This window comes from Mesorhizobium sp. J428 (assembly GCF_024699925.1).
GTDB lineage: Bacteria > Pseudomonadota > Alphaproteobacteria > Rhizobiales > Rhizobiaceae > Mesorhizobium_A.
In genome coordinates this window covers 765,209-789,896 of record NZ_JAJOMX010000001.1, presented here as the reverse complement: position 1 = coordinate 789,896, position 24,688 = coordinate 765,209, and the positions used below count along the sequence as shown (strand labels likewise).

Genomic DNA, 24,688 nt, shown 5'->3' with positions numbered 1-24,688 from the left:
AAGACCCGCCGGGATCGCGCCCGGCGGATCAGTCCTACATCGCCGCCCCCTCAACTCGGCGATGGAAGCGGTCGCGGACTGAACAGGTCGGACACGCGCGTAAGACCGGCCCCCACCCAGCGCCTGGCGGCGCGGAAGGCGATACGAGCCGGCACGCCGAGCAGGACCAGGGACACGAAGACGAAGATCAGCAGCGCCGGTGCGATCGACACAATCGCGTAGGAGCCGGACGGGGTGAGCGCCGACACGAACGGCTCGGCGGCCGCCGAAGCGGGGAGGACGAAGGCGGTGAACGACGCGGCCAACACGCTGGCCGCCAGGGCGAAGACGAGGCCCATTCTCTTGAGCATGTGAACACTCCGGATGAGGTTGCTTCCAAAAGACCCGCCGGCGATACACTGCCGGCGGGCAGATCGGCGGCCAGGGGCACCAGCCGCCGAATGCGTTAGGCGAGCCAGGGCACCACGAGCAGCTCGGCCGTGCCCTTCCACTCGTTGGTCTCGCCGCCGGCGGCATTTTCGGAATTGAGCAGCTTGCGCGCGGCGCTTTCCAGCGACGGCGGCACGATGAGGAGGTCGGGCGTCACGCCGATCGGCCGGCCATAATCGCCCTTCATTCCGGCGAGCGCGGCACGGGCGATCGCGTAGTTAGCGGCGTTCAGCGTCTGCTTCGACCCCCAGCTCCACTGCCAGAAGCTGAAGCCGACGTTCCAGCGGCCATCCGCGCCGTAGAGGAACTCCTTGTTCATGAATACGCGGTCGTCGCGGGGATCGTCCTTTGTGACAAACTGCGCGTCCTTGCGGATCTGCAGGATCACCGGGTTGATCGGCTTCTTCGAGTCGATCAGGAACCAGGGCGTGCCCGCGCCGCCGTCCGTATTGGCCACGGACTGAGGCGCACCATTCTCGTCCAGCACCGGATGATCGGTATCGAAGAAATACTGGCCGTCATAGCAGGCGGTGGCAAAGCCGGCCTTCAGCAGGGCGAAGGACAGCGTATCGAAGCTGGAGCCGACCGCCTGGCCCATCGCCGTGAAGCGCGGTGCATAGATGCCAAGATTGTCGTCCTCGATATGATCGCGGTTGACGCCGATCGTCTCTTCCCAGGACTTGTTCTCGACCCGGTAGTTGTACTGCTTGAGGCTGTGGATCACACGCGGTCCGGTCCATTCGCGCATCCCGGGCAGGTCACCGAGCCAGCCATAGTCGTTCATGGCGGTCGTCGAACGGAATGTGGTGGTGATGCGCTTGTGCTGGCTCGGAGCCTGCGACAGGCCAGCCTGGAAGGCCGTCGTGAAGCCGATCCGAAGATGGTCGAGATTGGCGCTATTGATGAGCATGGTGGCGGATTCCTGTTGGGTGTGGAAAGGCCGATCAGACCGGGTTGGCGATGCCTTCGACGTAGAGGCGGGTGAGCACCTCGTCGAAGCGGACCAGGATACCAAGTGACGAGTTGACGTCCTCGACGAAGCCGGCAGGGGAGCGCGTCCCGGTACCGTTGGTCTTGGCCACCTGCTCGTCATCGACGATGAAGCAGATGTCGCCGATCTCGGCGACGGTGATCGCGTCGGTCGAGGTCGAGTTCTTGAACCAGAAGGAGCCCTTCCGGAAATTGATCTTCTCGTCGCCGGCCGACGCGCCGCCGGTCTTGCGTTCGAGGGCCATGCCGACGCCGACCGAACCGGTCGCGGTGGCGCCCTTGGTCAGGTAGCCGGCGGCGTTACGCATCAGGATGCCGCCGGCGTAGCAGACCACGGAGGCGGCCATGCCCTGCTTCTGGATATCGCCCTCGGCGCGGGGCGTATTGCGGTCGGCGGAAAGGGTCATCTGCGGATCCTCGTGGGGTTTCGTTTCAGAGCGCGGCTTCGCGCTCTCTCTTCAGCGTATCGGCGTAGGCCTTGGGGTCGACCCCGAGCGCCTTTGCGACGGCAATCTGCTCGGCATTGAGCGAGATCTCGCCATTGGCTGCGGGCGGCGTGTTGGGGACCACCTGCCCTCCGACGCCGAGCGTCGGCATGGCGTTGATCATCTTCTCGGTCTCGACCGGATCGGCCATGTGGAGCGCGATGAAGCGCTCGCGCGACGGCTTCACGCCGACATGGCCGGCCTTGATCGCCTGGTCGACGAAGAGCTCGGCAGCCTTCTTCTTGCCGCCCTCCTGCAGGGACTTCAGCTCGGTCGCGACACGGGTCAGTTCCGCCTGCAGCGCGGTGACCTCCTGGTCGCCGCCCTTCACCGCCTCGACGCCGGCCAGCACCGCCGCCGCGTCAGATGTTTCCGGGAGGCCGACTGCCTTGGCGATCGGCGAGAGAGCGGCCTGGAGCGCAGTCGACGACGCGGCCTGCTGGGCATGCATCGTCGTGACGGCGGCGATCACAGCTTCTTCCGTCGTGGCCGCCGGAAGGCCGAGCGCGGCGAGGAGCTTGGTAAGCAGGTCCATGGTGTTCTCCTGGTGAAGCGCAGCCATGCCGCGCAGATTGGGCTTGTTGACCAGCGACGCGCGCCGGATCTCGAGGACGGTGCCGTCCTTCGTGTGTGTGATGACCGGGGAGATGTAGCGGTAGGCCTTCTCCGCCATCAGTTCGAGGCCGGACCTCGTCCATTCGACCTTGCCCCAGATGCCGTCCGACCGAGCGTCGAGCTCGACGATCCAGCCCCGCGCCGGTGCCGACTCTCCCCTGGCGGCGGCAATGTCCGTCGCGTGGTTCTCGTCGAGGACCATCGGTCCGGCCGCCTGCTGCAGGCTGGCGCGAACCACCTCGGGCGCGCTCGGGACCTTGTAGGGACCGCGTCCGTCCACCGTCGTGATGATCGCGCCGGCGGGAAGCAGATTGATCCACTCCGGGATCTTGTCATCCTCGAAGGCGGGCAGCGGGAACGCCGCGCACAGCGCCAGGCCGGCTGTATCGGCGGCGGCGTGCAGCGAAGTGAAGGTTGAGGGACGAAACATCGCCGCATCTAGCCAGCGGCGGGCGTGTCAGTCGGGTGGCCGAATTCGGCCATCCAGTGCCAGTCGTTCTGGCTAAGGGACGCCGGCGCAGGCCGGCGCGACCTGCGCCACGATCAGGCTGTCACGAGACCCGATCGGAGGTCAATCTGCCAAAACTCAAAAGATGTCTCCCCGGTCGGACGAAAACACCGCCGTAAAACCGGTTTTAAACGGGGTAGGAGGCGTATTGAAGGTTCTGGACGGCCTCAGGGACCATCCAAGGGGCACTCACGCTCCTGAGCGATCCTGCTCGGAGACGAGCTGGAGGCCAAAGCCTGTGCTTGCAATATGGCCGTCGCGGCGCAAGCGAGCCTCGTCGCGGCGCAGTCTAGCGATGGCGGCGGCAAGGCGATCGTCACCCAGGCGCAGGTATGTGTCGCGAGCGCGCCCGCTCGGGACGAGCCCGGCGAGATCCGCTTCCAACATGTTCCTGTCCACGCTCACTTTCGCTTCACCTCTACAACCAGCCCTTCGGGGCGAACCTCGACGACCGTCATCTCGACGCCCGGCGCCACCAGCACCTCGTATTCTACATGATTGACGTCCGGAATGAAATGCACGAACGCGATCGCTGGCGCACCTTCCGGCACACGCACTTCGATCACGAAGTCGCCGAACGATTCCGCGACACGCTGATTCAGTGAAGACGAGAAGAAGCCGTCGTCCCGGAGCGTGTCTCCCGGCTTCAGCCCGCGAAAGCCTTCGGCGACACTATCCGGCACCCCGCGCCAGGTGCGCACGTTAGCGGGGAGAGTTGCCCGGCCGATCGCCTCATCCAGGTCGTCGGCGAGCGCGCGAGCGATATCGAGGTCCTCTTCCTCATATTCTTCCAGCGTGGCCTCATCACCGCGTAGCATCGCGTTCATCGGGCGCGCGCCTGTTCCCTTGTAGTAGGCTATCGCCTCGACCTCGTGCGGCGTGAGCGTGTCCTCCCAATCGGCCTGTGCCTCGGACAGACGCGTCGCGAGCTTATCGAGCTCGGCTTGAGTTCCGGGCGGCGGCGGCCACATGCGCGGCAGTTCGCCGAATAGCCCTCGCGCCATCTTCGCCTCCGCCTGGGCGAGCGCAGGCGCATGACCGGTCTTTCCCGGATTGTAGGCCCAGCCCGGATCGATGCCGTCCGGCACGCGGCTCACCTCGCCGGTGCGCCTGTTCACATAGTCGCGGAATGTATCCTCGGGGGGCTCGAACTTCAGCGGGACGCCCTCGGCCACCATGCGGTCGACGTCGCGCTGGCTGAGGCTCTGCAGGGTGCAACGGCAATTCCAGCCGCAAGGCGGCGCCCAGGTGTTCCAATAGGGATGGTCGATGGGCAGGACGAGATTATGCCGGGCGGCATGGGCCGGCCGCGTCCGCTCGTCGAGGATGGCGACATAGCGGAGGAACGGGCGGGATGCCTTGTTGCGCTCGAAGCTCGCCCAATGCCCGGCCGCATACGACACGCGCATGTTCGTGTCGAAGATCGTCTGCAGCCGGCGCACACTGCCGAGCTGCGCCATCACCGGCTCCCCGGTCAGCGGGTCGAACGTCGCCTTTCGCCCCCACCATCCCTTTGCCTGAAGCACGGGGGTGAGCTCCTCGGCAAAATCGCGAAAGGTCTTTCCCTCGGCCAGCGCCTTCTGCAGGGCGGCATAGATGTCGCTCAGAATGTCGAAACCGGCCGACTTCGCGACCGTGAACATCTCGCCATGCGTCTCCTGCCAGACGTCCTGCCAGGCGAAGCTTTCTTCGAGCCGCGCCCCACGACGCGCCAGGGCGGCGATTGCCTCTCGCGGCGGCAGCGGGTCGAGCGTGATCGTCATGCGAGATCTTCGTCGGCCTCACCGGCCAGGCGCGCCGCAAACGCCGCCCGGGCGAGCTGCTCGGTGAGCGCGGAGAGATCCATGTCGCGAAAGCGCTCGGCGAGGATCTGCTTGACCTCGTCGAGAGAGCCGGCCGCTGCGATCCTGCCGGCGAGGCCTGCCACGATCGGACCGACCAGCGGCTCCCAATCGTCGATGGTCCCGGCAACGGCGGTGTCGATCGCGTCGGTGGGCGACATTTCCTGCTGCAGCGACTGCTGCGGTGGGGGAGCCTGCGGCAGCGGCTTTCCGTCAGGACCGACACCCGCCGCCGGCACGTCCGGGCGTCGCACCTGGAGCAGCTTTTCGCCAGCGGCCGGATCCGGAAGGCCAAGCTTGTCGCGCATCGTGGCCATGCCCACTTCGAGGCCCAACGGCACCAGCCTCTCGACGTTGGCCACGAGCTTGTCGACGTCGATCTCTTCCGGGCGGCCGATCTTGATCCGCGGATACTTCTTCTGTAGCCCGAAATTGAGCGCGACGAGCGGGACCGAGATATCGCGGTTGAGCGTGCCGGCGAGCTGCTTCGCGTCGGCGCGCTCAAGATCGGCGCGCACCCCGTCATGAGTCTTGCCAACGGCGTAGCCGCCCTTGATCGCATCCGTCGTCGCCGTCTGGCCGAGCACGAGCTTGGAGATCTGGCGGTCCAGCCAGTCCGCCCGTTTCTCGTAGAGTTCGTGGCTGCCGCTCAGGTTTGCTTCGATGAATTCGATCGCCATGCCGTTCGGCACGATGGCCGCATAATCGGTGCCGATCGAGGTCACCGCATCAAGCAGTTTGTCCTTGTCCTCGTTGGTTGCCCCGGCGTCGTATTTGCCCAGGCGCAGCGGCTGGCCGTAGGCTTCGACGAAGATCGCCCAATCCTTGATCGTGAAGGACTTGAACAGGAAGGCCCACGCTGCGCCGCGCGCCAGGCCGCCGCGGATCGGCAGGCCCGACTTGGCCTTTGCGTGGTGAATGACCCAGCCGAACGGGGTCAGCTCGACCGGGCCGGCGTTGTCGCGCAGCCGGAGCGTCTCGCCGTCGACCCGGTCGAACTCGAACCAGCGCGGATCGCGCCACTTCAGGGCGCGGATCCTGTGGTCGCCTTCCGAACTGTCCCAGCAGATCTCGGTGGCCGAGAAGCCCTTGCCGACCGCGTCCAGGATGTCGCGCAGCTCGATTTCAAAGGCGTCACGCTCGATGAACTCGCGCACCAGGTCGGCATGTTTCACCGACTCGGCGTCTTCGCCAGCGGCCTCGACCGTGATCTCCAGCCCAGCGACCTGGAGCTTGCGGGTCGACAGCACGCTGGCATAGTGCAGATCGCGCTCCTCCATGTCCTCGGCGAGCGCGAGGTAGGCTTCCGGATTGTTCTCGATCGATTCGCGCAGGATCGACGCAAGGCGGCCCGGGGTGAGGCCGGCTGCCGGATGCATCGCATCATGGCGACGCACGCTGCCCATCGTCGGGGCAGCCTGTTCTTCCTTCAGCGCCTGAAGGTTGATTGGCCGCCCGAACGCGTCGAGCAGCTGCACGCGCTTCTCAGCCATGTCGGTTCTCCATCACCATGCTCCGCCCCGCCGCAGGCTTGCCATGCGGAATGGCCGCGGCTTCTCATCGGCCGTCATGCGCATGTCGCCAGTCGCGGCGTCCGCCTCGTCGTATTTCGTTCGGGGCCGGCCGACCGGCGTGTAGCCGTATTCGTGCCACTGCAGGCGGCTGGCGGCGTAGGCGAGCACCAGGGCGACCGCGAAGTCGCCGTGGCGCTTCTTTCCCGCGACGGCGACCCGCTCCTCCGGGATCGTCGGCACGCCTCGGATCACCTTCACCAGCCGCAGGTCGGCGAGATGTTCGACGTCCTTCGTAAGCGCGATCGCGCCATCCTCGAACGCGACCTTCACCGGGGGCATGTGCTCGTTGTACCAGCCAGTCGAGAGCTTCACCTGCCACACCAGGCCGTAGACGACCTTCGTGGGATCGTCGTTCGGAATGTAGAAGCCGAACTCGCGCCCGAGATCCTCGGCAAGGTTCATGCCCATCCCGGTCGCGTCCACGGCCGCACCGACGAGGCGTGGGGTAGCCCTGATGATCTGCCTGGCGATGGCCTTCTGCTCATCGAACGGCACGTTTCTGAACTCGACCGTGAGGGCCGTGCGACGCCTGAGGAGGCCGTCGACCGCAAGCAGCGTGATGACAGCCGGATCGTTCATCCGCGCCGGGTCGTAGCCGAACGCATGAATGTGCTTCGGGCTAAGCAGCTTCAGCGCATCGTCGAGACCGTCAATCTGTGCCGCCAGGAGGTGCCGCCGATCGACCTCGGGGCGCTGCAGATAATCGGCGGGAAGCGCGACGCGCAGGATCGGTGCCTCTTCCGGGTCGAGCGTCATGCGCGCTTCGATCAGCGGAGCGGTGAGCCAGGCGCCGGAGCCCATCGACGGGATGCAGAACAGCTCCTCGTCAGCGCCGTCGGCATAAAAGTCGATGATATCCTGGCGCCAGGCCGCCTCGGCCTCCGCCGACCATTCCTTGCCGGTGACGAGGCAGATGCGCTCGAACAGCCCATCCTGCAGCGCCTGGTCGAAGTCGATGCGTTTGTGCTTGCCCTTGCGCCGCCCGCCGAGAATGTCCTGGACGAGCACGTTGAACTCGTTCTCGGAACCGTTATGGGTCGAGCAGACGACGACCTGGCCGCCCCACATGAGAAAGGCGAGTGCGGCCTTCAGCAGTTCCTTCAAACTGTCGACGAAGGCCGCCTCGTCGATGATGACCAGGCCCTGCTTGCCGCGCAGCGACCGCGGCGCCGATGACAGTGCGAGGATCTCGAAGCCCGACGCGAACTGGATCCGGAACGCCTTGATCTGACGCGTCTCGTCCGGTGTGCGCGGATCCGTGTCGTCGAAGATGAACTCCTGGACGTCGGCGGCGGCGATCGCATAGGCGCGCGCCCACATGGCGCAGGCGTCGATGAACTCGCGGGTCATCTCCTGGGAGTAGGAGATATACATCGCGTCCATGCCGCCGGCCGAGCGCGCCCTGGCGGCGCGCAGCACGGCATAGGAGGCGAGCCCCCAAGTGAGGCCGACGCGTCGGCTCTTCTCGATCACCAGGAGGGCCGTGCCGCTTTCCAGCTCGGCAACCGTGTCGCCCTGGTAGCGCAGTAGCACATTCGGCAGGCCGAGCTTGTCGGCCAGCTCCGGCATGATCTCGATCGACTCCCGGCGGAGCTGCGCCCAGTCGGCCTGACTGATCGGTGCGGTCATCGCGCCGCCCGCCAGAGCTTTGGCTCAACGTCGCGCGGAAGCCTATGCTTGCCGCGCGCCATCGGATGCGTGGGTGCACCGCCCGCGGTTCGACCAAAGCAATAGAGGTCCGGCCATGGCTCATCCCCGAACTGGATAGCTTCAATGACATGTTCGGCCCATTCCAAGTCCCAAGCTATCGCGCCCCAGCAGGCAATCACCATGTCCGCCGATTTCGCTTCGCGCACCACGACATCGAGATTTGCCTGCATCAGGTCGCGAGCGAGCCAGTCAGGGCCGTTCTCTTGCCAAGCCGCCCGCGTGCGACATTCCGCCGGGCTGCTGCTGATGAACGGGTAAAGGTTAACGGCTACGAACCTGCCGAAACCAAGCGCTTGCCCCCATCGCATCCACCACAAGGAAGTCGGATCGTCGCTAGCTCGACCGGCACGCGAAGGATTGCAGCCTATCATACAGGCGGTGCGCCCAGGTCCCCAGTCGCGGGTGAGGGTCAGACGACATGAGCCGGCATCCGCGAAGGTCGCATCGCGGCGCACCGAATTACTCCCAAAGAGATCGGTCGAACTCACGTCTTCCTCACCCCGAGGATCTTCGCCTTGATCGCCTCGGCGGTCTCGGCGGTCATTCCCTTCTCGCGCACGATCGTCTCGACGGCGTCGTCCACTTTGTCGCCGAACTCCTTCTCGACTTTGATGCGCCTTGCGGTCGACACACCCTGCGCCTGGGTGGCGCGGTAGAGAGCGCCGGCAAGCTGCATCGCGCCCTTGGGGTCGACGCCGCTTTCGCCAGCAGCAGTCAACACCTCGAAGACGAGCGTCTTGATCGCCTCGGCCGCAATGAGCGTCAGGTCGTCGGAGGCCTCCGCATCGAAGCGCTTCGAGATCGCCGCCGCAATCTCTCGGGTCTCCTCCAGCCGCCGGGTCAGCGTCGCGAGCCTGATCGAGTAGCGGTTGAACGCCGAGAACGACGGGATGGTGAACTCGAGCTCGCCGCGGTGCCCGCGCTTCAGCGCGTTGAGGGCGTTGAAAAACTCCTCGTAGATGTCGAGTTGGGTCCGCTCTCGGTCGCGCAGCGCCTCGGCCGCCGCGGCGATGATCGGGGATGCCTCCTCCGGCAGCTGTTCCATGCCGGACAGGCGGCCGCGGCCGGAACGCTTCGCCATGTCACGCCTCCGGAGATGGGCGCGCCACGCCTTCGAGGACCGAGCGGCGCTCGACGTGGTCTAGGCCGGCGCGGGTGATCGAGGCGATCATGACTGTGCCCTGTTCGGTCAATCTGACCGCGCTGACATCGTCGAGCTTGCGCAGTTGGGTTCGCACCCATTCGCGCGAGCGATGGTAGCCGAACGCGTCAAGAACCTTGACGAGGATATTCTCGTTCAGGCTGCCGCCGGTTTGCCTGGCGAGTTCGCGCAGGATGACCAGGCGGGCGTCGGCTTCGAGATGTTCGGCGTAGCTCACTTGCCATGCTCCAGGAGGTAGGTTTCGACGCGGGCGGCGGTCCGGGCCGACTGATCCGCTGAAGCGCCGATCTTCGCCATCTCGACCTGCATGTCCTTGAGCGTCAGTTGCAGCTCGTGGACCGACTTCTGGCTGGGAAGGTGCTTCAGTTCGTTCTCGATCGACTGGACCCGGCGCTCATGCTCGATGAACACAGCGTCGATCTTCTCCCACCGTTCGGCCTCGGCACTCTTGAAGACCTCCAGGTCCGTCATCGCCTTCTTCGCGCCGGAGCTTAGCCAGGCGTAGAGGAAGCCCCCCACCGAAATCAGAAGTGCGGCGACCCCCAGCCAGTCCTTGATTTCCTGAAGCATCACGCGCGTCTCCTCATGCGTTCCATGCGCCGCGCGCATTCGATGCAGTCGCGGGCATTGGGATACGCCTCGCGCCGGGCCGGCGAGATCTCCTCGCCGCAGTCACAGACGAGCCGCGACGAACGCACGGCAAGCTTCTCCTGGATGCGCGCCACGCGCGCATCGACCTCCTCGGCGACACGGGCCTCGGCCTGCTCGATCATGGCGTCGGTCGCCCTCATGCGCGGGCCTTCCAGCTGCGCACCGTCGTGACGGCACTCTCGCCCAGCGCCTTGACCGTGTGCCCGCCCATGTAGAAGCCGGAGAAGGTCAGGTAGAGCGAGAAGAAGGTGCCGACATCGACGATCAGCTCGATCGTCGAAGAGCCGCCAAGGGTTCGGACGATCATGTTGGCGAGCGGGACCAGGACGACGTGCCCAGACCACCAGTGCGTTGAACATCCACATGCCGGCCGGGCGCCAGGCCCAGGTCCACGCCGGTTCCGTCTTCATCTCTTCGAGCTGCAACCGGTTCTGTTCCCGCTGCTGCTCGACAAAGGCCGCGATCATTTCCGGCGCCTCGGCCTCGACCTGGCGCACGGCCTCCTCCAGCTCGTCGGTCGGCAGCCTCGGCAGCTCGTCCGGCGTGACGTCCGCCTTGCCGGCGATCGCGTCGATTACGGCGCCGCCGATCTCGCCCGCCTTGCCGCCGATCTTCTTCTCCAGGATCGATTTCACCAGCGGCGCGCCGACCTTGGCGGCGACGGCGATCAGGATGGTTTCGAGGCCCATCAGAACAGCTCCCAGATATTAGTCCCCGCCAGCGCCAGGCCGAGCAGGAAGAGGCCAGCGCCGGCCCAGCGCGCCACGACGAGGGTCGGGTTGCGCGAATAGTCGATGCGGCCGAGCATGAACGAGACCACGAAGACGCCGGCGCCGATCGCCATTGCCAGCAATGCTGCGAACCAGGCGAAGATGGCCGCGATCATGATCAGAACCCCCGCGGCGGAACGAACAGGCAGATCGTGCGACCGGCATCGACACCGGCCTGGTGCGCGCACCAGTGGAACTTGCCGTCCGGCGAATTGCGGATCCGCTTGTCGGTCATCGGCACGACCTCGCCGGTGCCGGCGATGACGAAGCCCTCGGGCCGCTCCTGCACCTCGCCCGTCGTCGCCTCGCGACAGTCGAAGTTCGAGCAACACGACAGCGGGTATGACCATCCGCTCGCGGCGTCGTGGACGTCGGCCTCACGCGTTCCGAGCGCGCCGAATGAGATCAGCAGCAGCACGACGAAGAAGGCGATCAGCCAATCGAGCCATTCCGGCAGATAGCTGAGCCGACCTTTTGAGAGCCAGGCGAAGCCGGTGGACAGGAACAGCCCTGCGGCGCCGACAAGTCCAAGGATGACGGCGAGGTCCATCACAGGCTCCTCAGCAAAGCGAGCAGCAGCTCTAGCCAGCCGGAAGGTTTCTCGACGGCGGGCGAGGCAGACTGCCGGTAGCGATCGAGCGCGGCGAGCGTCGCCGGCCCGGCGATACCGTCCGCGTCGAGGCCGGCCGCCGTCTGGAAGGCCCGCACCGCGTCGCGCGTCGCCGGTCCGAAATCGCCGTCGACATGGATCGCGTGGCCAGCGCGCCGCAGCAGCGTCTGCAGGTCGCGGACGGCGTCGCCCTTCGATCCCATCCGCAGCAAGCCTTCGTTCGTCGACGGCGCGACCGGCGCCGACGAGCCGAGCTGGCGGCGATAGGCTGCCGCGAGCTTCGTGTCGTAGCCGTACTTCTTGTAGTTCGGCCCGTTGTAGCCGCGGGCAAAGCCTGCCCAGTCGCGCCGTGCGAGTTCGTCCGACAGGCCTGCCTTCTCGATGTAGCGCACCATCAGGTCGATCTGGCCGGAGACCCCCGAGCGGGCGACATTGACCATGTTCCCGACACTCGAATAGCCGAGCCATTCCCAGTGCGAGCCCATCACCTGGCCGAGGCCCCACGACACCGATTCCAGCGCCGCCGTCGCGTCGATCTCGATCGCGCGATTGAGCATCGCCCAGCGGGCCGCCTGCGAGGCAGGGTTCTTCACCGCGCCGGCGGTAGGGCTGGCGAGCCCGGCCTTTCGCGCCACGGCGCGCTTGTCGGCCGGCAGCCGCCGATCGAAATAGTGGCCCTCGAAGCGGATCATCGGTTCCTTGCGGCCGTTGACCGTCGCGAACACCTTGCCGGCGCTCTCGATCTCGATCACGGCCAGCAGCGCCGGCGGCTCCCAGCCCTTGGCGTTGGCGATCGCGGTTGCGGCTTGGCGGGTTTCGGCGTCCATCGTGGCCCCCGGTGTGGAAAGGGCCGGCCCGCGAGAGCGGGACCGGGCCGGTTCGGGGGTGTTGTGGGCCTGTCCGGGCGCCGGATCATGGGGCCGGTTTCGGCCCCCCTTGCTGATCAGAAGAGTTTGCCTTGGGGGCCGTCGTCCTCATCACCGCGCAGTCTGCGGCGATGGTCCTTGACGGTTGACTTCGCGACGCCGAGGGCGTGCGTGATCCTCGCTATCGAGTATCCGTTCTGCGTCATTTCGGCAATGGCGGCCCGGCGCTTGCGCTTTTGCCCGACAAGCGCGGGCGGAATATCGATCTTGCTGCCGCCGAACTCCTTCGCCAGTGCCGCTGCGGCCTCGTCGCCTACTAGCTTCGGCAGCCAGTGCTGCGGCCCGAAACGGCGCGGGATGTAGACCGTCTGGCAACCCTTCTCCCGGCCGAGCATCAGCGCGGCGCGTACGCCGGCGACATCGGCGATTCGGTTGAGCAGAGGCGAGAACCAGGAGCGGTCAGGATCGTGCGTCAAAGCCGGTCCCCGAGCGTGTTCTGCAGCTCGAGCTGCTGCGCCGTCACGAGCCGCAGCCGCGCCTCCAGCTCGACGCGACGGAAGGAACGCGGCGGCAGAAGCTTGATCCGCCGGATCAGTTCCTCGCGCTGCACCTGCAGCCGGTCGATCGCCGCCAGCTCACTCCAGACGAGGAGCGGCGGCGGGTCGATCGGGCGGATGCGGGCCATGGCCGTCAAGCGTCCTCTCCCGCGAACTTGGACGCTTCCTGGCCCCACACGTCATTGCCCGGCCAGGGCTCACGCGCGAACAGCTCGCATGCGAAGCGGTCGGGGATCAGCCTTGTGACCATCTCACGGATCTCGGGCGGCTTGCGGCTGTGCTCGCGCCGCAATGCGTCGATCAGATTCCGGACCGATTTCGACCGGGTGGCCGGCTCGCCGATCGTCCCAACGAGGAACGGCTCCGTTGCGGAGCGAAGAAGGTAGCCGGTCCCGAACACGGGCTTGCCGGTCGGCGTCCGTTTCACCCAGGCGCCGCCCGTCTTGTAGCTGAAGCCCCAAGCCGACATGACGCGCATTGCCATCGGCAGATGCGGCCAGGTCGACCAGAGGAAAAGGAGGCAGTCGCCGCCGGCGAGATGCGCGACCGGCAAAGCGGAGATCTCCGCCTCATCCATCGTGGCGTAGTGCTTCTCGGGGCTCTTCTCGTAGCCCTTTTCCGAGCGCATGCGATACGACCACGGCGGATCGGCGATGATCGCGCCATACTTGAACGGCATCAGGGAACCGAAGGGCCATGGGGTCATGAGGTCACCCCCCCCCCACGTGCGGCAGCGCGCTCACCGGCTCGCCTCCGGCTGGATGCCGCGGATCGTCACGACCAGCGACGAGACCAGGTCGCTGCGCTGCGAGCGATAAGCCAGCCGAGCCGTGAACGTGCCATTGGCGGCGCGCCAGATGCCCGACTTCGGCGACAGCCAGTAGCCTTGGTCGAGAAGCCCGGCATGCCCGGTCCACAGCTCTGCAGCCATGCGCTGCAGGGTTTCCCGGTCGAGCTTGAGGAGCCAGCTCTTGCGACGACGCTTGCTCATCCCCGCACCTTTCTCACCCGCTCGCCGAGCGTGTTCATGATGCCCTTCCACTCGCCCGCCTTCATCTGGCCGAGTGGGCGGAAGGCGCGCGCCTGGACGAAGTTGTGGAAGGCGGTGAAGTCGCGTTCGACGACGTGGGCGTTCGCCAGGAGCGACCACTGCGCCATGGCGATCTGTGCGCCCGGCTCGCGCAGCCAGGCCGGCTTGTCGCTGCCGTCGCTCCAGTCGACGCCGGCCTCGCGGGTGAGCCATCCCTTGATCGCCTCCACCGCCTTGCGTGCCTCGGCCGCGTCGACGAGGAAGCGGACATGGTCGATATGCGTTTGCCGCCGGACGAAGGCGATCAGCGCGGCATCGTCGCGATCGCGCACGACACCGAGGTTCCAGCCGGCGATCCAGAGCGCCTGCAGCTTCTTCGCGAACCGGCCTTCAAGCGGCTTTCGAGACCCGTTTGAACCGGGTTTGAAACCGCCCCCCTGGCGCCGCATCTCGTCAAGCACGGCCTGCCGCTCGGCTTCGGACATGTCGCCCGCCGAACGCTTCCCGGTCACGCGCTGCAGCAGGTCGCGATAGGTGTCGTCGTCGAGGCCGAGCTGCTTCTTCGCGACATGGATGGCGGCGGTCGGGTTCATGACAGCGCCCTTTCAAGATCCTCGGCGATAGAACGGAGGAGGACCGGCTGCCCGTCGACCAGTTCGCAAAGTTCCGGCGGGCCGATGAGGTGGGCTCTCACCAAGCGTTCGCCGTCCCGTTGGACGACTTCGAAGCACCCGCGATTGAGCACACGCGCGAGAACGTCTTCGATCTGACGGATGCGTTGCCAATGGTCCATCAGCGCAGCTCCTGCACGAGGTCGCGATCATCGAGCACAGCGTCGACCAGTCCGTCCTCGGCTACCTTCTCGATGATGAGCCGCATCAGCTGCTCGACATTCATCTGGCGCGCTGCGGCGGCCGGCCGGAGCCTCTGCCTTGTGTTGAGGGAGATGCTGGCGACCACGTCGAAGGACGGTCTAGGAACGTGGTCACCAGCGTGTTTGGGCCAGCGCGCCGCGGAGCATTCGAGCGCGCTGACCGTCTTCACGTCGATACCGATCGCCTCCGCGATCTCGCGCGTGGTCCGTCCCTGCCGGCGCATGGCCAAGACGGCCTCGGTTCGGCTGCTGTAACCGAGCGTGGCGATGGCACCGCTCATGACAGCACCCTGTGTTGGCGATCCACCTCGTCGGACACGTGGCGCCCGAGCCTCACCCCGAACTCGATCGCCAGCTCGTGTGGATTTCGGTCTTCGCAGCAGATGCCGGCAACGACGTTGAGCAGCACCGTCAAAGCCTCGCCGATATGCAAATCGTCGTCCTCGTCGGCGAGGATGTCGAGGATGGCGGCTTCGGGACCGAGTGTAGCTGCGTTGACCACCTCTCAGCCCTCCCTCGGCTCGATCAGCGTCGGACCGGAGCCGGCGAGGTTCAGCGGGTCAGCGCCTATCGCCTTTGCGAGCAGATCGTCGCAATATTCGGCGTGCGACTTCACCTCGTTTGAGAGGTCACGGAGGATCTTCGCGCCCGTGTGGAAAGCGCCGTCGCGCGCATAGGTCCTGGCGAGATCAAATTCGCGCTTCATCCGCTGGTGGATGTTCATCCCCACCTCCTCACGCCTTGGCCATGTCGATCGTGACGGGCTCCCAGCGGGCCTTGTGGTCGGCGCGCTTGTAGAACCGGACGTAGATCTTCGATCCGACGACCCGCATGGCGTCGCGGATCGCGTCCATCGCGCGCTTCCAGCGCTCGTCCTCGATGTCGAGGCGCAGCAGCATGAAGATCTCGGCACGGTTGATCTGACCTTCCTTGTCTGTGTTGAACGCCCGCGTCACGATCGCCCGGATCTCCGGCCTGGCGTCGGAGGCCCACTCGGTCAGGCATTCGTCGACCAGGCCCTTGGCAATCTGCAGCTGCGCCCCGAAATCGATCGTGTCGGCAACCTGCACCTGCACCTTCTTCAGCCCGTCGAAGGTCATGAACGTCTTGTTGCCCTTCGCTCCGCCCTTCGCAGAGCCGTATTCCTGGGCGAGCAGCGCTTCGAAGGCTTCGAGATCGTCGAACGTGTGAAGCTTGAACCGGGTCACCTGCGCCGACAGTTCGTCGGCGTAGCCGAAGATCTTCCGCACCGTCTCGTCTTCGAGCTTGTGCTCGGCCTTGATCATCTCCACCGGCACGAGATTGCCCTTGGCGTCGGGCATGTAGGCGCGGCCGTTGACGATCGTCTCGCCCGTCGGGCGGCCTTCAAGAATCACTGCTTCCATCGGTCTTCTCCTGGGTTTCGCCGCTCAGCGCGGCCATGAGGGTTCGGACGCGTTCCGCCTGGGTGCGGATCGCGTGTTCGCTGGCGGCGTCGGCCGGCAAGGCGACGGCCCGCGCGAGCAGGTCGGCTTCGATGCAGATCTCCCAGGCGCGCTCGACAAGCTGCGCCAACGCCACGATCGCCGCGCGGCTCACCACCGCCCGTTCCGGATCCGCGATCAGACGGCCGGCGGCGTCGAGGATGTCGACCTCGGCGGCCTGCTCGAACAGCTTCGTCACTTGAGCCTCCCGTGCCGACGCATCACGGTGGCGAGCTTGAGATTGGCGATGAACAGCTTCTTGCGCGCCGTGATCTCGCCCTGCCCGGCATAGCGGGCCTGGAGCAGCCGGTCGGTGAGCTCGCCCACCGCGCGCGCCGCCGACATGATCTCGTCCGTCTCCATCTGGGCGGCGGTCCTGCGCCGCGCCACCGGCTCCATCAGCCGCGCAACCTCCTGGTCGACGAGCTGCTGGACGATCGGCTCGATATGACTGGCAATGAGTGTCGCGTTGCTCCTGGACATCACGCGCCTCCGTCCGGCTTCTGCCGCGCGTTCGGGCACCCGCCTCGGCATGCCTTGAACATCTGGACGCGGTGGGAAGAGGTCGCGGCGAAAGGTTTCTTTTGCCAGTCCAGGCAGCGGTCGCGGCCGATCTCGCCGAGGACCGGGCAATTGACCGTTTCCGACATCACCGCGCCGCGCACCTTGCCGGCAACACTGCCCATGTCGCCACGATATTTGTTCGCGATGACGGTGGAGACGGCGGACGCGCTATAACCGATATGCCTGCCCGCGCCGGAGAGGCCCTCCCTATCCGCAAGGCGAGCGAGTTCCGCGACCCACTCCGGCAGCAGCGTGCCCCACGCGGCCGCGGCCTTTTCGAGGAAGCTCGGCCCGGTCGGTCGAAGGCCCTTTTTCGGCCCACGGTTCATGGTCGATCCTCCTCGGCAAGGATGTCGCCAAGGATCCGCGATGTGTTCTGGTCGTAGACGAGTTTCGACCGCAGGATTTTCGGGGGCTTGGGTCCCGTGTCCGCGCTGCCTTTCAGCCGCCAGCAGCGCTCCGTGCCAGGCTTGCCGGCATCTATGACGATCAGCGCTCCGGCCTGGGCCAGCCGGGTCGAATAGGCGAGCGCCGTCGCGCGGGCGACGACGACGTCGTCAGTGCTCGCAAGCACGGCAAGTTCGCTGGCCGTCCAGCCGGCGCGCTGTCGTCGCATGACGTTCCACATGTTCTGCTGCGACAGACCGACGGTGCTTCGATCGCCCTGGCGGGAAATGACCGGCGTGGCGGATTGCCGCCTGGAAACGCAAAACATCGGCTCGGAGGTGCCGTTGCGCCCGAGCCGGCTCTCAGCTGTCCGCTCGATGTAGCCTGCGTTCTCCAACCGTCGCATATAGGTCGAGACGTTCGAGCGGTGGCTTTCAGCCGAACTCTTGTAGATGTCGCCGACCGTGAAGGCGCTCCGAGCCTCCATCATCGTCGCCCAGAGATGTTCCTGCCCGCGTCGGATCGGCTCACAGCCTGCAACACGGATCTTGAGCACGGCGGACATCAGGCGGCCCTCCGCGAGGGCGCCCGGCCCGTGAAAATGGTACCGTCATAACCTGCCAGGCCGACACGGCTGACGCGACGCGCTCGCGCGAACTGCGCCACCTCGTTGAGCGAGGCGACGATGCGGCTGGCGACACCGTTCGTCGCGCTCAGTATGCGCCGCAGCAGATCCTCCTCGATCTCGATCGAGGGCTGATAGGCGCGTGCGAGCACGATCGCGTCTTCGAGGTCGCACGGGTTTGCCATGCCGTAGGCCGTGACGCGATTTGCGCAGCGCTCGTAGCTCGCGAGCTTCTGCGGAAGCTGCTCCTCGCCCACGAGCAGCACAGGCACGCCCGCGCCCTTGTAAACGTCGCGGACCAGTTCGATCATGCCCTTGTCGACGAGCTTGTCAGCTTCGTCGATGATGATCAGGCGGTCGGGGTCGTCGCGCAGGCGCTCCAGGATCTCCATCATCATATGGGCAATGGTGCCGCGAGGCTTGCCGCCGAGTTCTATGAGCAGGCTTTCGACGAACACCTTTCGTGTCCAGAAGTCGAAAACTTCGAAATAGGCGGCTCTCACCTTGTTCTGGAGATACGTGGACGCCTTCGACTTGCCATAGCCGCTGGGTCCGAAGAACATCCCGAGCCGGTCGACGCCGGCAGGTTGATCGATGATACGAAACGCTACATCCAGGCAGGTGGTGACGTTCTTGAGCGGCGCGAGCGTTCCACTCTTGCTACCAGGCTGAGATTGCTGCATTAAAGGCTCCTCGTAGTCATTTTGAAGCCCGGCCTTGCCGGGTGTTTTTTTCAGGAACGCGAGACTGGCGCCTGGTCGCCGGAATCTTCCAGCATTGCCTTTCGGGACTTGTATTCTGAACTCTGCTGGTAGCTGCCGAGCTCATGCGCCTCGTCTTCGCTGAGCGGCGCGCCAGCATCCCGCCGGCGCTCGATCTCGATCATGCGGGCAAAGCGCTGAGCGGGCGCCTCTTCGCGACGCAGCGGAGTGACGTTGCCGGCGCGATCGTCGGATCCCGAGAGTTCGGCCACCAATCGCTGGTGGCGCATCTTTGCCGCATCGTCGAAAACCGCTCTTCGAGGCCCCTTCAAATGCGCATCGAAAGACTCGATGGCGGCGGCGATCTGCGGCGTCGAATGATCCTGCGTCCGTCTTGGCAGCGGAACGACGTTCTCCAGCCCCTTCATGCGCTCGGCGGCCTCGGCCTCCTTTACCGCCATGTGGCGGGGGAAGTAGTCACCAGGCTTGATATGACGCGTCGCCGCGATCGCCGGGTCGATGCGGCTTCTTTCGACCGCCTTGCGCTTTGCCCGCGCCTCCTTCAGCCGCTCGACGGGATTGACGCCGGCCAGGCTGTAGCAGACGGCCACGGCCAGGAACTCGTGCCGGTCGGGGGAATAGGCGCGAACGATGCCGGCATCGCCGGGGTCCAGTCGGACGAACACCTGGGTGCGCGGCAGGATCTCGGGGGCCTGATAGTAGTGATGGTCGATCCGCAGCCCCTTCTTGGACATGGTGCGGATGCCGCCGCCGCCGGCAAGGGGCATGAGCAGCACGTCGAGCGCGCGTTCGTCGACGGTGCGGATCGGTTTGACGGAAGCAGCGGCGAGCTGGGCGGGTATGACCTTGCCGAGGCCGACGAACTCATGCTCGGAGGTTTCGTAATCGACCACCCACCGGTCTATGCGCGCCTGCAGTTCCGCCGCCGTCAGCTCGACGCAGAAGGCGTCCTTGTCGTCGCAATGGAGGCGGGCGGCAAACGCCTTGCGGGCCTCGATCTCCTTCCGGTCCTCGACGTCGTGACCGATATAGCCGGGCTGTTTGGTGCAGAATCCATATTGGAACGTCTTGATCGCCCGCTCGACATGGCCCTTCTCCTGGGGCGAGTAGCGGGTGGATCGCTGGACATCGATGTTCAGCGCATCTAACAGGCTGATTGTCTCGATCGCAGTGAAGTCCGTTCCATTGTCGGTCTTCACCGCCACAGGCGCACCCCAGGCCAGCAGGGCCTTGCGCGTCATCAGGTTCACGGCAGAGGCCCGCGGCGTCTTCGAGGTGGTGATCACGACGCGCCGCGTGGCAATATCGATGCAGAGATAGATCGAGTGGCGGCCATCCAGGCACATGACGTCGACCGGAGACGCATCGACCTGCCAGAGCTGGTTGGGATCCTTCACCCATGAATAGGCGTCGGTCCCCGACAGCGCGAAATGGGAGCGGTGCTTGTCCGGGTTCGTTACGAGCGCGAGAGGCACCTGCTCTTCGACCTTCAGCGCCTTGAGAAAGTGCTGGAAGGTGCGAAGCGGCGGCATTGCGCCGACCTCACCGTGTCGCAGCACGATCTCCTTTCCGAACTCGGCGATGCAGTCGGTCCGGACTTCGTCGGCCGTAAAGTGCGGCTTCGCGACAAGCACGCCGAGGATGTGATCACGCAATCGGCCGCCGTTGGCCGTGTGCAGCACGCCGGTTCCCTTGCGGGGCGGCGGCGGGGTCGTGTCCGAGCTGGAGCGCCTTGCCCTTCGCAGCAGATGAAAGCCACCGCGCCAGCGAGCGCTTTGAAACCGCAGGGACCGCTTTCAGGATCCATCCCTCGATCTCGATCAGCCCCTGGTTATATCGGTCCGTGAAGATCTGCAGGCGGCTGACCTGGGTGAGCGCCAGCCCGTCCGACAGGCGTCGGAAGGCGCGAATGATGGCAAGGCGGGCGTCGCGTTCGAGTGTCGCGCGAGCGTTGGTCGCGCCGACGGACATGGTGATGTGCTCGGACGGGGCCGGATCGCCGCCGGCGATCTGATGCCGGCGGCAATATTCGATCCGGGCAAGCGTCGGCAGCTGATGGATATGGAATTCGGTTCCGCCGCCACCCTCGCGTCCTTTGCGTGGCCGTGCCAGCGCGGGATGGTCGAGCCAGCCGTAGCGTTCCGCGAAGAGCTGGACACCCCGCTTCGTCGCCGGCAGGTCCGGCAGCGCCTCGGCCGCGATCTCGCTTGGGGTCAGCCACTCCTTCATCGAGCGGCTCCCAATTGGTCGACTATCTCCCAGCCCATTCCGGGAGTTGATCTGACTCCCAGGTTGAGACGGCCGAGCGAGGGTCTGATCCTAGCGAGATAGACGTCGATGATGCGTGGCTCGGGCTCGTCCCACTCCGACCGGGCAGCCACCAGCGAGGAGTGGAGCTGTTCTCTGCGAGCAAGCCGTGGGAACGCAGACACCAATGCTACGAAGACCAGGAACTCCGCTGGCTTTAGACGAACTGTTACTAGACCACGGGTGATCGTGTTCCTGTCGTGATCCAAGGTCAGCGACGGGAGCAGCGTGGGGCTTGAGAGACCGCAGTGCGGACAGCATCGGGTCACAGTGCGCCTCCCTGCGGGAATGCGTCGTGCAGCCGTCCGTCGAGCAGCCGGCCGGAGTGCTTCTTACCGACCCGGAACATGACCACTGGCCGGTAGCCACCGAACGCATCCGACGAGCCGCTCTGACGCTGCGTTCCATCGGCCCGCAGCACAATCTCTTCGACCTTGCAGGCACCGCCATTACCGAAGAGCGCATCCACCTCTCGGTCCGTCATCTGGCAGGCTGCTGCCCACGAACCCCACTGCTTAAAGTCAAAGGCGATGCCGTGCGCGGCGCAGAAATTCCGCGCGAGGCGGTGCCAGTGCGGATGTGAAGGTCGCGCGCTGACGCCGTCCATGTCGCTCTCGCCGCCGGCCACCAGCCAGCGGATGAACTCCCATCCATCCCAGTAGATGGGCCCGAGCGCAGGCTCGTAGCTTACCCAAGTTTGCCACCCTTCGGCGTGAACTAGATATAGTGGCAGGCGCCGCTCCTCCGCGCGCTGCTGATCTTCGACGGAGGTTCCGAGCCAGACGTTTGCAAGAGGCTTGTCCCAGCTCACGGTCGAGCCATCAGACAACGTCAGGCGCCGGCCGGCGCGTATATACCGGCACATGCGGTCGGGGCGTTTCGTCAGCACCTGAAACGTGTGCTGCTGGGCAAGCGCCATGACGGCGAAGGCGCGGTCGATCCACTCATCGGGAACAGCGTCATAGAACAGGTCGGCATGCGCGCAGACGAAGATCTTGCGCGGCTTCGTCCAACGCAGGGGCTGATCAAGCCAGCCCTCGTTGAACCGCACCGCACCCGTCCACACCGGGCCGTTCTTGGTTTCGACGGTGAGGCCTTCGCGGCTCGGATGGTTTCGCAGGCGAGTTCCCGCCAGTTTCATCGCATAGCAGAAGCGGCATCCCGGGGACGTCACCTGACACCCCGTCACCGGATTCCAGGTGGCATCCGTCCACTCGATCGCGGTTCCGTCAGCCATCCGCCCCCTCCCTGCAGGTGCATGCGACCGTCCGGCCGGAACAATGATGCGCCACCGCTCCGCCAGGGCATCCGCATCGCGGCCAGTGGGCGCAGTCGAAGACGATGCCGGCGCCGTGGCAGCGCTCGCAAAGAGGAGCGCCTGCCGCCGGGGAGGAGGAGACGGCAGGCGCCTGCCGCAGCCAGCCGGGAAGGGCCGGCGCGGAAAGGATCAGGGACAGCAGCGACATCAGATCGCTCCGAGCATCGAGGCGATGCCCATCAGCAGGGCGGCGACGATCGTGCCGATCAGCACCATTTCCTGGACCAGCAGCGCGCGGCGCAGCGCGGCCAGCCGGCGCGAGACGGTGGACGCCCGCGCGCTCAATTCAGCACCCGCCCGGCCAGTACCAGCAGGCTGGCGACGTCCGCCAGCGACAGTATCCCGTAGGCAAAGAGCGCGACGGCGATCAGCGAGCTTATGTCCTGCAGCATGTCCTTCATCGTCTTGCCCTCCACTCGGCATCGAAAGCCTGCTCGTCGCGCGCCGCGCGCTCGCGGGCCTCGCGGGCCATCTCGCGTCGCAACAGCGCCTCGTATTTTTTCGGAACGGCGATCAGCCCGGCTTCTTCGAGAAGCACGTTCAAGGCGCGCGCATCGCCGGTGACGGCGACCAGTGCGGCCAGCCGCACGGCGGAGATCGAATGCTGCTCGCGCGCCTGGCTGGCATAGCCGTCAAGCATCGACTTGGAGACGGCGACCTTGGTCATGTCCGTCATCTCGGCCGCGATCTCGGCACGCGACATGCCGGCCTCGTCCATGGTGATCGCGACCGCCTTCGACAGGCGCCCCGACAGTGACCACGCCTGCACCGCCTCCGGGTCGAAGCGATCGACCACCTGCTCCGGCTGATAGTCGCGGAACAGGTCTGCGGTGAACGTGTCGCGCCGGGGCTTTTTCATCAGCCGCCCCGCTCGGCCAGCCAGCGCCGGATCGCGCCTTCATGCAGGTCGAAGAAGCGGTTCTGGTCCTTCTCCTTCATGCGGGAAAACACGCCGGACAGCTTTTCCCAGGCCGCGGAGGGACGAGGCTTCGGCGCCCGGTCGATCTCGGCGATTGCATCGCTGACCGAGGCTGCGGGACGCGCCGTGCGCGTCAAGACACCGACGATCAACTGCTGCCGGCCCACCGGCTCGGAGGCGAGTTGCAGCAGCTCGGACTGGTTTTCGGCGATCGGATAAAGGGCGATGGCGTCGCGCAGATCGGCCGGGATCGAGGCGATCTTGACGGCCAGGAAAATGCTGCGCTCGGATAGCTGGAACGCTATCTGAGCGGCCCGCGTGAAACTTACTGCAAACTTTGCAGTAAGTTCTTGCTGGTCGGCGTCCTTCGGCTTCCGTCCGCCCTTTGAGATAGCGTGAGCGGCGTTATAGATCTCCCGCCAAGTCGCAATGTCGACGGACCGATCGAGCACCGAGGGCTCGCGTCGGGCGAGGTTCTCGGTGATTTCCCGCAGCTTGATCTCCGCCTCGGAGGCGAAGGTCGCGGCATCTTTCACGGCCGCGCGGATAGTGCTCCAGCCGGCCTTCGAGCCTGCCGCGAGGCGGTGCGCGCCGAAGACGAGCTGGAAGCGGTCGCTCCGGGCGATCACTTCGATCGGCGACAGCTGCCCCTGCGAGGCGAACAGGCCGGCCAGCGTCTCGACCCATTTCGGATCGAGCTTCCTGCGCCCGGCCGGCACGTCGATCAGGTCGATGGCGATGTCAACGATCGCGTCGGGATTTGACGGAACGGGCATTAGACGAGCCCTCCGCTGTCAAAATCCGCCGTGCGATTTGACCTTTCCGCGACGCACCGTCTCCGGCTAGCGTCGGTGATCAGTCGGTTCCGGACGGCGCACCACCGCCGCCCGGAACCTCTCATCCCCTCGAACCTCGAATTGGAGGAGACGATGCAGGAACCATTGAAGGATCGCGTCGAAAAGCTGGAGGTGCAGCTCTCGGCATATGAGCTGCTGCTCAGAACCGCGCTGGCCAAGCTGTATGCAAGCCACGAGGACTTCGCTGCCGAACTGGAGGCGATCATCGGTCACGAAGCCTTTCCGAGAGGCTGGTCGGACCGCATGACCCGCGAGCAGGAAGCCCGGGTTCAACACATCCACGAGATGGCGTGGAAGTGCATGAAACGGGTTCGGGAAGATGCTCTTCCCTTCGAGAGCGAGTGGAAAACCACGGAGGCAGATCTACCTCGGCCTCAGCTCTCTCCAACCGCTCGGCAAAGGTCGGAACGCGCCCCTGCGGCGGATGCGAGGCCGGCCGCGCGCTTCCGGCCAGAAGACTTCTGATCAGGCGCCGGATCACGCTGCCGCCCTCCCGTTGGGATTCGGACTCGCAGGCGGCGTGTCGTATTTGCTAGAGAGGACGACGGCGGTCCGTTTGGGATACCGGCCATCGAATTCGAACAGCTCCTCGGCCGGCACGCCGAGGAAATCGGCGATGGCTGCCTCGGCCTTTGCGTTGGGGCGCTTCCAGACGTGACAGACCGAATGCGGGCTGATCTCGTAGATCTCCGCCAGCTTGGCCAGGGTCATGCCCCGCGACCTAAGCTCGGCGAGGATCGTGTGACGGTTCCAAATTCGTCGTGCCATCGAACTTCCCGACTTGAGGCCGGACACCCGGCTTTTTGTTGGTTCATGCAGTAGAAATCTGGCCCGAGATCATGGGCCGTATCGAT

38 protein-coding genes are annotated in these 24,688 nt (G+C 65.7%); 1 reads left to right on the top strand and 37 read right to left on the bottom strand.

Features of this window, described 5'->3' with window-relative positions:
• Positions 1–50 precede the first annotated feature (50 nt).
• The 36 genes from LRS09_RS04100 to LRS09_RS03925 all read right to left on the bottom strand — a co-directional run bounded on the left by LRS09_RS04100 (position 51) and on the right by LRS09_RS03925 (position 23,753).
• Positions 51–350: a hypothetical protein gene (locus LRS09_RS04100; RefSeq protein ID WP_257804429.1), complete on the bottom strand. Its 300-nt coding sequence runs from the start codon at positions 348–350 to the stop codon at positions 51–53.
• A gap of 95 nt (positions 351–445) precedes the next feature.
• On the bottom strand, positions 446–1,339 hold the full coding sequence (locus LRS09_RS04095; protein WP_257804428.1) for a Mu-like prophage major head subunit gpT family protein: 894 nt from the start codon (positions 1,337–1,339) through the stop codon (positions 446–448).
• Positions 1,340–1,373: 34 nt separating this feature from the next.
• Complete coding sequence (locus tag LRS09_RS04090) at positions 1,374–1,826, bottom strand: hypothetical protein (protein ID WP_257804426.1); 453 nt, start codon at positions 1,824–1,826, stop codon at positions 1,374–1,376.
• A 25-nt stretch (positions 1,827–1,851) separates the two neighbouring features.
• Positions 1,852–2,949, bottom strand: a complete 1,098-nt coding sequence (locus tag LRS09_RS04085) for a phage protease (protein ID WP_257804421.1) — start codon at positions 2,947–2,949, stop codon at positions 1,852–1,854.
• Positions 2,950–3,428: 479 nt separating this feature from the next.
• A complete protein-coding gene (locus LRS09_RS04080; protein ID WP_257804420.1) occupies positions 3,429–4,790 on the bottom strand; it encodes a phage minor head protein in 1,362 nt (453 codons plus the stop codon).
• Positions 4,787–6,361, bottom strand: coding sequence for a DUF935 domain-containing protein (locus LRS09_RS04075; protein WP_257804419.1), 1,575 nt, complete (start codon positions 6,359–6,361; stop codon positions 4,787–4,789). The genes LRS09_RS04080 and LRS09_RS04075 overlap by 4 nt, the downstream gene beginning before the upstream one ends.
• Before the next feature lie 12 nt (positions 6,362–6,373).
• Positions 6,374–8,071, bottom strand: coding sequence for a terminase large subunit domain-containing protein (locus tag LRS09_RS04070; protein WP_257804418.1), 1,698 nt, complete (start codon positions 8,069–8,071; stop codon positions 6,374–6,376).
• Positions 8,068–8,640, bottom strand: a complete 573-nt coding sequence (locus tag LRS09_RS04065; RefSeq protein WP_257804417.1) for a DUF1643 domain-containing protein — start codon at positions 8,638–8,640, stop codon at positions 8,068–8,070. Before LRS09_RS04065 ends, LRS09_RS04070 begins: the two co-directional genes overlap by 4 nt.
• Positions 8,637–9,233, bottom strand: coding sequence for a DUF3486 family protein (locus LRS09_RS04060; protein ID WP_257804416.1), 597 nt, complete (start codon positions 9,231–9,233; stop codon positions 8,637–8,639). The genes LRS09_RS04065 and LRS09_RS04060 overlap by 4 nt, the downstream gene beginning before the upstream one ends.
• Position 9,234: 1 nt before the next feature.
• Positions 9,235–9,531 carry a hypothetical protein gene (locus tag LRS09_RS04055; RefSeq protein ID WP_257804415.1) on the bottom strand — a complete coding sequence of 99 codons (297 nt, stop codon included), beginning with the start codon at positions 9,529–9,531 and terminating at the stop codon, positions 9,235–9,237.
• Positions 9,528–9,884, bottom strand: a complete 357-nt coding sequence (locus LRS09_RS04050) for a DUF2730 domain-containing protein (protein WP_257804414.1) — start codon at positions 9,882–9,884, stop codon at positions 9,528–9,530. The genes LRS09_RS04055 and LRS09_RS04050 overlap by 4 nt, the downstream gene beginning before the upstream one ends.
• Entirely contained in the window at positions 9,884–10,654 is a 771-nt protein-coding gene (locus LRS09_RS04045) for a TraR/DksA C4-type zinc finger protein (protein WP_257804412.1), read from the bottom strand. Before LRS09_RS04045 ends, LRS09_RS04050 begins: the two co-directional genes overlap by 1 nt.
• On the bottom strand, positions 10,654–10,851 hold the full coding sequence (locus LRS09_RS04040) for a hypothetical protein (protein ID WP_257804411.1): 198 nt from the start codon (positions 10,849–10,851) through the stop codon (positions 10,654–10,656). The genes LRS09_RS04045 and LRS09_RS04040 overlap by 1 nt, the downstream gene beginning before the upstream one ends.
• Before the next feature lie 2 nt (positions 10,852–10,853).
• On the bottom strand, positions 10,854–11,285 hold the full coding sequence (locus tag LRS09_RS04035) for a hypothetical protein (RefSeq protein WP_374684806.1): 432 nt from the start codon (positions 11,283–11,285) through the stop codon (positions 10,854–10,856).
• Positions 11,285–12,172, bottom strand: coding sequence for an N-acetylmuramidase domain-containing protein (locus tag LRS09_RS04030; protein WP_257804410.1), 888 nt, complete (start codon positions 12,170–12,172; stop codon positions 11,285–11,287). The genes LRS09_RS04035 and LRS09_RS04030 overlap by 1 nt, the downstream gene beginning before the upstream one ends.
• A 116-nt stretch (positions 12,173–12,288) precedes the next feature.
• A complete protein-coding gene (locus LRS09_RS04025; RefSeq protein ID WP_257804409.1) occupies positions 12,289–12,687 on the bottom strand; it encodes a helix-turn-helix domain-containing protein in 399 nt (132 codons plus the stop codon).
• Positions 12,684–12,905, bottom strand: a complete 222-nt coding sequence (locus LRS09_RS04020) for a hypothetical protein (RefSeq protein WP_257804408.1) — start codon at positions 12,903–12,905, stop codon at positions 12,684–12,686. The genes LRS09_RS04025 and LRS09_RS04020 overlap by 4 nt, the downstream gene beginning before the upstream one ends.
• Positions 12,902–13,474 carry an MT-A70 family methyltransferase gene (locus LRS09_RS04015; RefSeq protein WP_257804407.1) on the bottom strand — a complete coding sequence of 191 codons (573 nt, stop codon included), beginning with the start codon at positions 13,472–13,474 and terminating at the stop codon, positions 12,902–12,904. Before LRS09_RS04015 ends, LRS09_RS04020 begins: the two co-directional genes overlap by 4 nt.
• A gap of 33 nt (positions 13,475–13,507) precedes the next feature.
• The gene (locus LRS09_RS04010; RefSeq protein ID WP_257804406.1) at positions 13,508–13,759 is read right to left on the bottom strand and encodes a hypothetical protein; all 252 of its coding nucleotides are present in this window, start codon (positions 13,757–13,759) and stop codon (positions 13,508–13,510) included.
• Entirely contained in the window at positions 13,756–14,391 is a 636-nt protein-coding gene (locus LRS09_RS04005) for a gp16 family protein (RefSeq protein ID WP_257804405.1), read from the bottom strand. Before LRS09_RS04005 ends, LRS09_RS04010 begins: the two co-directional genes overlap by 4 nt.
• Positions 14,388–14,591 carry a hypothetical protein gene (locus tag LRS09_RS04000; protein ID WP_257804404.1) on the bottom strand — a complete coding sequence of 68 codons (204 nt, stop codon included), beginning with the start codon at positions 14,589–14,591 and terminating at the stop codon, positions 14,388–14,390. Before LRS09_RS04000 ends, LRS09_RS04005 begins: the two co-directional genes overlap by 4 nt.
• Positions 14,591–14,953, bottom strand: a complete 363-nt coding sequence (locus LRS09_RS03995) for a hypothetical protein (protein ID WP_257804403.1) — start codon at positions 14,951–14,953, stop codon at positions 14,591–14,593. Before LRS09_RS03995 ends, LRS09_RS04000 begins: the two co-directional genes overlap by 1 nt.
• The gene (locus tag LRS09_RS03990) at positions 14,950–15,174 is read right to left on the bottom strand and encodes a hypothetical protein (RefSeq protein WP_257804402.1); all 225 of its coding nucleotides are present in this window, start codon (positions 15,172–15,174) and stop codon (positions 14,950–14,952) included. The genes LRS09_RS03995 and LRS09_RS03990 overlap by 4 nt, the downstream gene beginning before the upstream one ends.
• Positions 15,175–15,177: 3 nt before the next feature.
• Entirely contained in the window at positions 15,178–15,396 is a 219-nt protein-coding gene (locus LRS09_RS03985; RefSeq protein WP_257804400.1) for a hypothetical protein, read from the bottom strand.
• Between the two features lie 10 nt (positions 15,397–15,406).
• Positions 15,407–16,057: a DUF3164 family protein gene (locus tag LRS09_RS03980; RefSeq protein ID WP_257804399.1), complete on the bottom strand. Its 651-nt coding sequence runs from the start codon at positions 16,055–16,057 to the stop codon at positions 15,407–15,409.
• The gene (locus LRS09_RS03975; RefSeq protein WP_257804398.1) at positions 16,038–16,334 is read right to left on the bottom strand and encodes a hypothetical protein; all 297 of its coding nucleotides are present in this window, start codon (positions 16,332–16,334) and stop codon (positions 16,038–16,040) included. The genes LRS09_RS03980 and LRS09_RS03975 overlap by 20 nt, the downstream gene beginning before the upstream one ends.
• Complete coding sequence (locus tag LRS09_RS03970) at positions 16,331–16,618, bottom strand: hypothetical protein (protein ID WP_257804397.1); 288 nt, start codon at positions 16,616–16,618, stop codon at positions 16,331–16,333. The genes LRS09_RS03975 and LRS09_RS03970 overlap by 4 nt, the downstream gene beginning before the upstream one ends.
• Positions 16,618–17,028 carry a transcriptional regulator gene (locus LRS09_RS03965; protein ID WP_257804396.1) on the bottom strand — a complete coding sequence of 137 codons (411 nt, stop codon included), beginning with the start codon at positions 17,026–17,028 and terminating at the stop codon, positions 16,618–16,620. The genes LRS09_RS03970 and LRS09_RS03965 overlap by 1 nt, the downstream gene beginning before the upstream one ends.
• Positions 17,025–17,651, bottom strand: a complete 627-nt coding sequence (locus tag LRS09_RS03960) for a hypothetical protein (RefSeq protein WP_257804395.1) — start codon at positions 17,649–17,651, stop codon at positions 17,025–17,027. The genes LRS09_RS03965 and LRS09_RS03960 overlap by 4 nt, the downstream gene beginning before the upstream one ends.
• Positions 17,651–18,394 (bottom strand): AAA family ATPase, encoded by a 744-nt coding sequence (locus LRS09_RS03955; protein ID WP_257804394.1) that lies wholly within the window; start codon positions 18,392–18,394, stop codon positions 17,651–17,653. The genes LRS09_RS03960 and LRS09_RS03955 overlap by 1 nt, the downstream gene beginning before the upstream one ends.
• Positions 18,395–18,444: 50 nt before the next feature.
• Positions 18,445–20,115 carry a transposase family protein gene (locus LRS09_RS03950; protein WP_257804393.1) on the bottom strand — a complete coding sequence of 557 codons (1,671 nt, stop codon included), beginning with the start codon at positions 20,113–20,115 and terminating at the stop codon, positions 18,445–18,447.
• Complete coding sequence (locus LRS09_RS03945; protein WP_257804392.1) at positions 20,081–20,662, bottom strand: DNA-binding protein; 582 nt, start codon at positions 20,660–20,662, stop codon at positions 20,081–20,083. Before LRS09_RS03945 ends, LRS09_RS03950 begins: the two co-directional genes overlap by 35 nt.
• A gap of 343 nt (positions 20,663–21,005) precedes the next feature.
• Entirely contained in the window at positions 21,006–21,977 is a 972-nt protein-coding gene (locus tag LRS09_RS03940; RefSeq protein ID WP_257804391.1) for a phage Gp37/Gp68 family protein, read from the bottom strand.
• Positions 21,978–22,205: 228 nt separating this feature from the next.
• Positions 22,206–22,343: a hypothetical protein gene (locus tag LRS09_RS03935; protein WP_257804390.1), complete on the bottom strand. Its 138-nt coding sequence runs from the start codon at positions 22,341–22,343 to the stop codon at positions 22,206–22,208.
• Positions 22,344–22,455: 112 nt separating this feature from the next.
• Positions 22,456–22,917, bottom strand: a complete 462-nt coding sequence (locus LRS09_RS03930; protein WP_257804388.1) for a hypothetical protein — start codon at positions 22,915–22,917, stop codon at positions 22,456–22,458.
• Complete coding sequence (locus LRS09_RS03925; protein ID WP_257804386.1) at positions 22,917–23,753, bottom strand: ParB N-terminal domain-containing protein; 837 nt, start codon at positions 23,751–23,753, stop codon at positions 22,917–22,919. Before LRS09_RS03925 ends, LRS09_RS03930 begins: the two co-directional genes overlap by 1 nt.
• Before the next feature lie 153 nt (positions 23,754–23,906).
• On the opposite strand from LRS09_RS03925, the gene LRS09_RS03920 reads away from it, so the two are divergent.
• Entirely contained in the window at positions 23,907–24,299 is a 393-nt protein-coding gene (locus LRS09_RS03920; RefSeq protein WP_257804384.1) for a hypothetical protein, read from the top strand.
• A 12-nt stretch (positions 24,300–24,311) separates the two neighbouring features.
• On the opposite strand, the gene LRS09_RS03915 is transcribed toward LRS09_RS03920, so the two are convergent.
• Positions 24,312–24,602, bottom strand: coding sequence for a helix-turn-helix domain-containing protein (locus LRS09_RS03915; protein WP_257804382.1), 291 nt, complete (start codon positions 24,600–24,602; stop codon positions 24,312–24,314).
• Positions 24,603–24,688 lie beyond the last annotated feature (86 nt).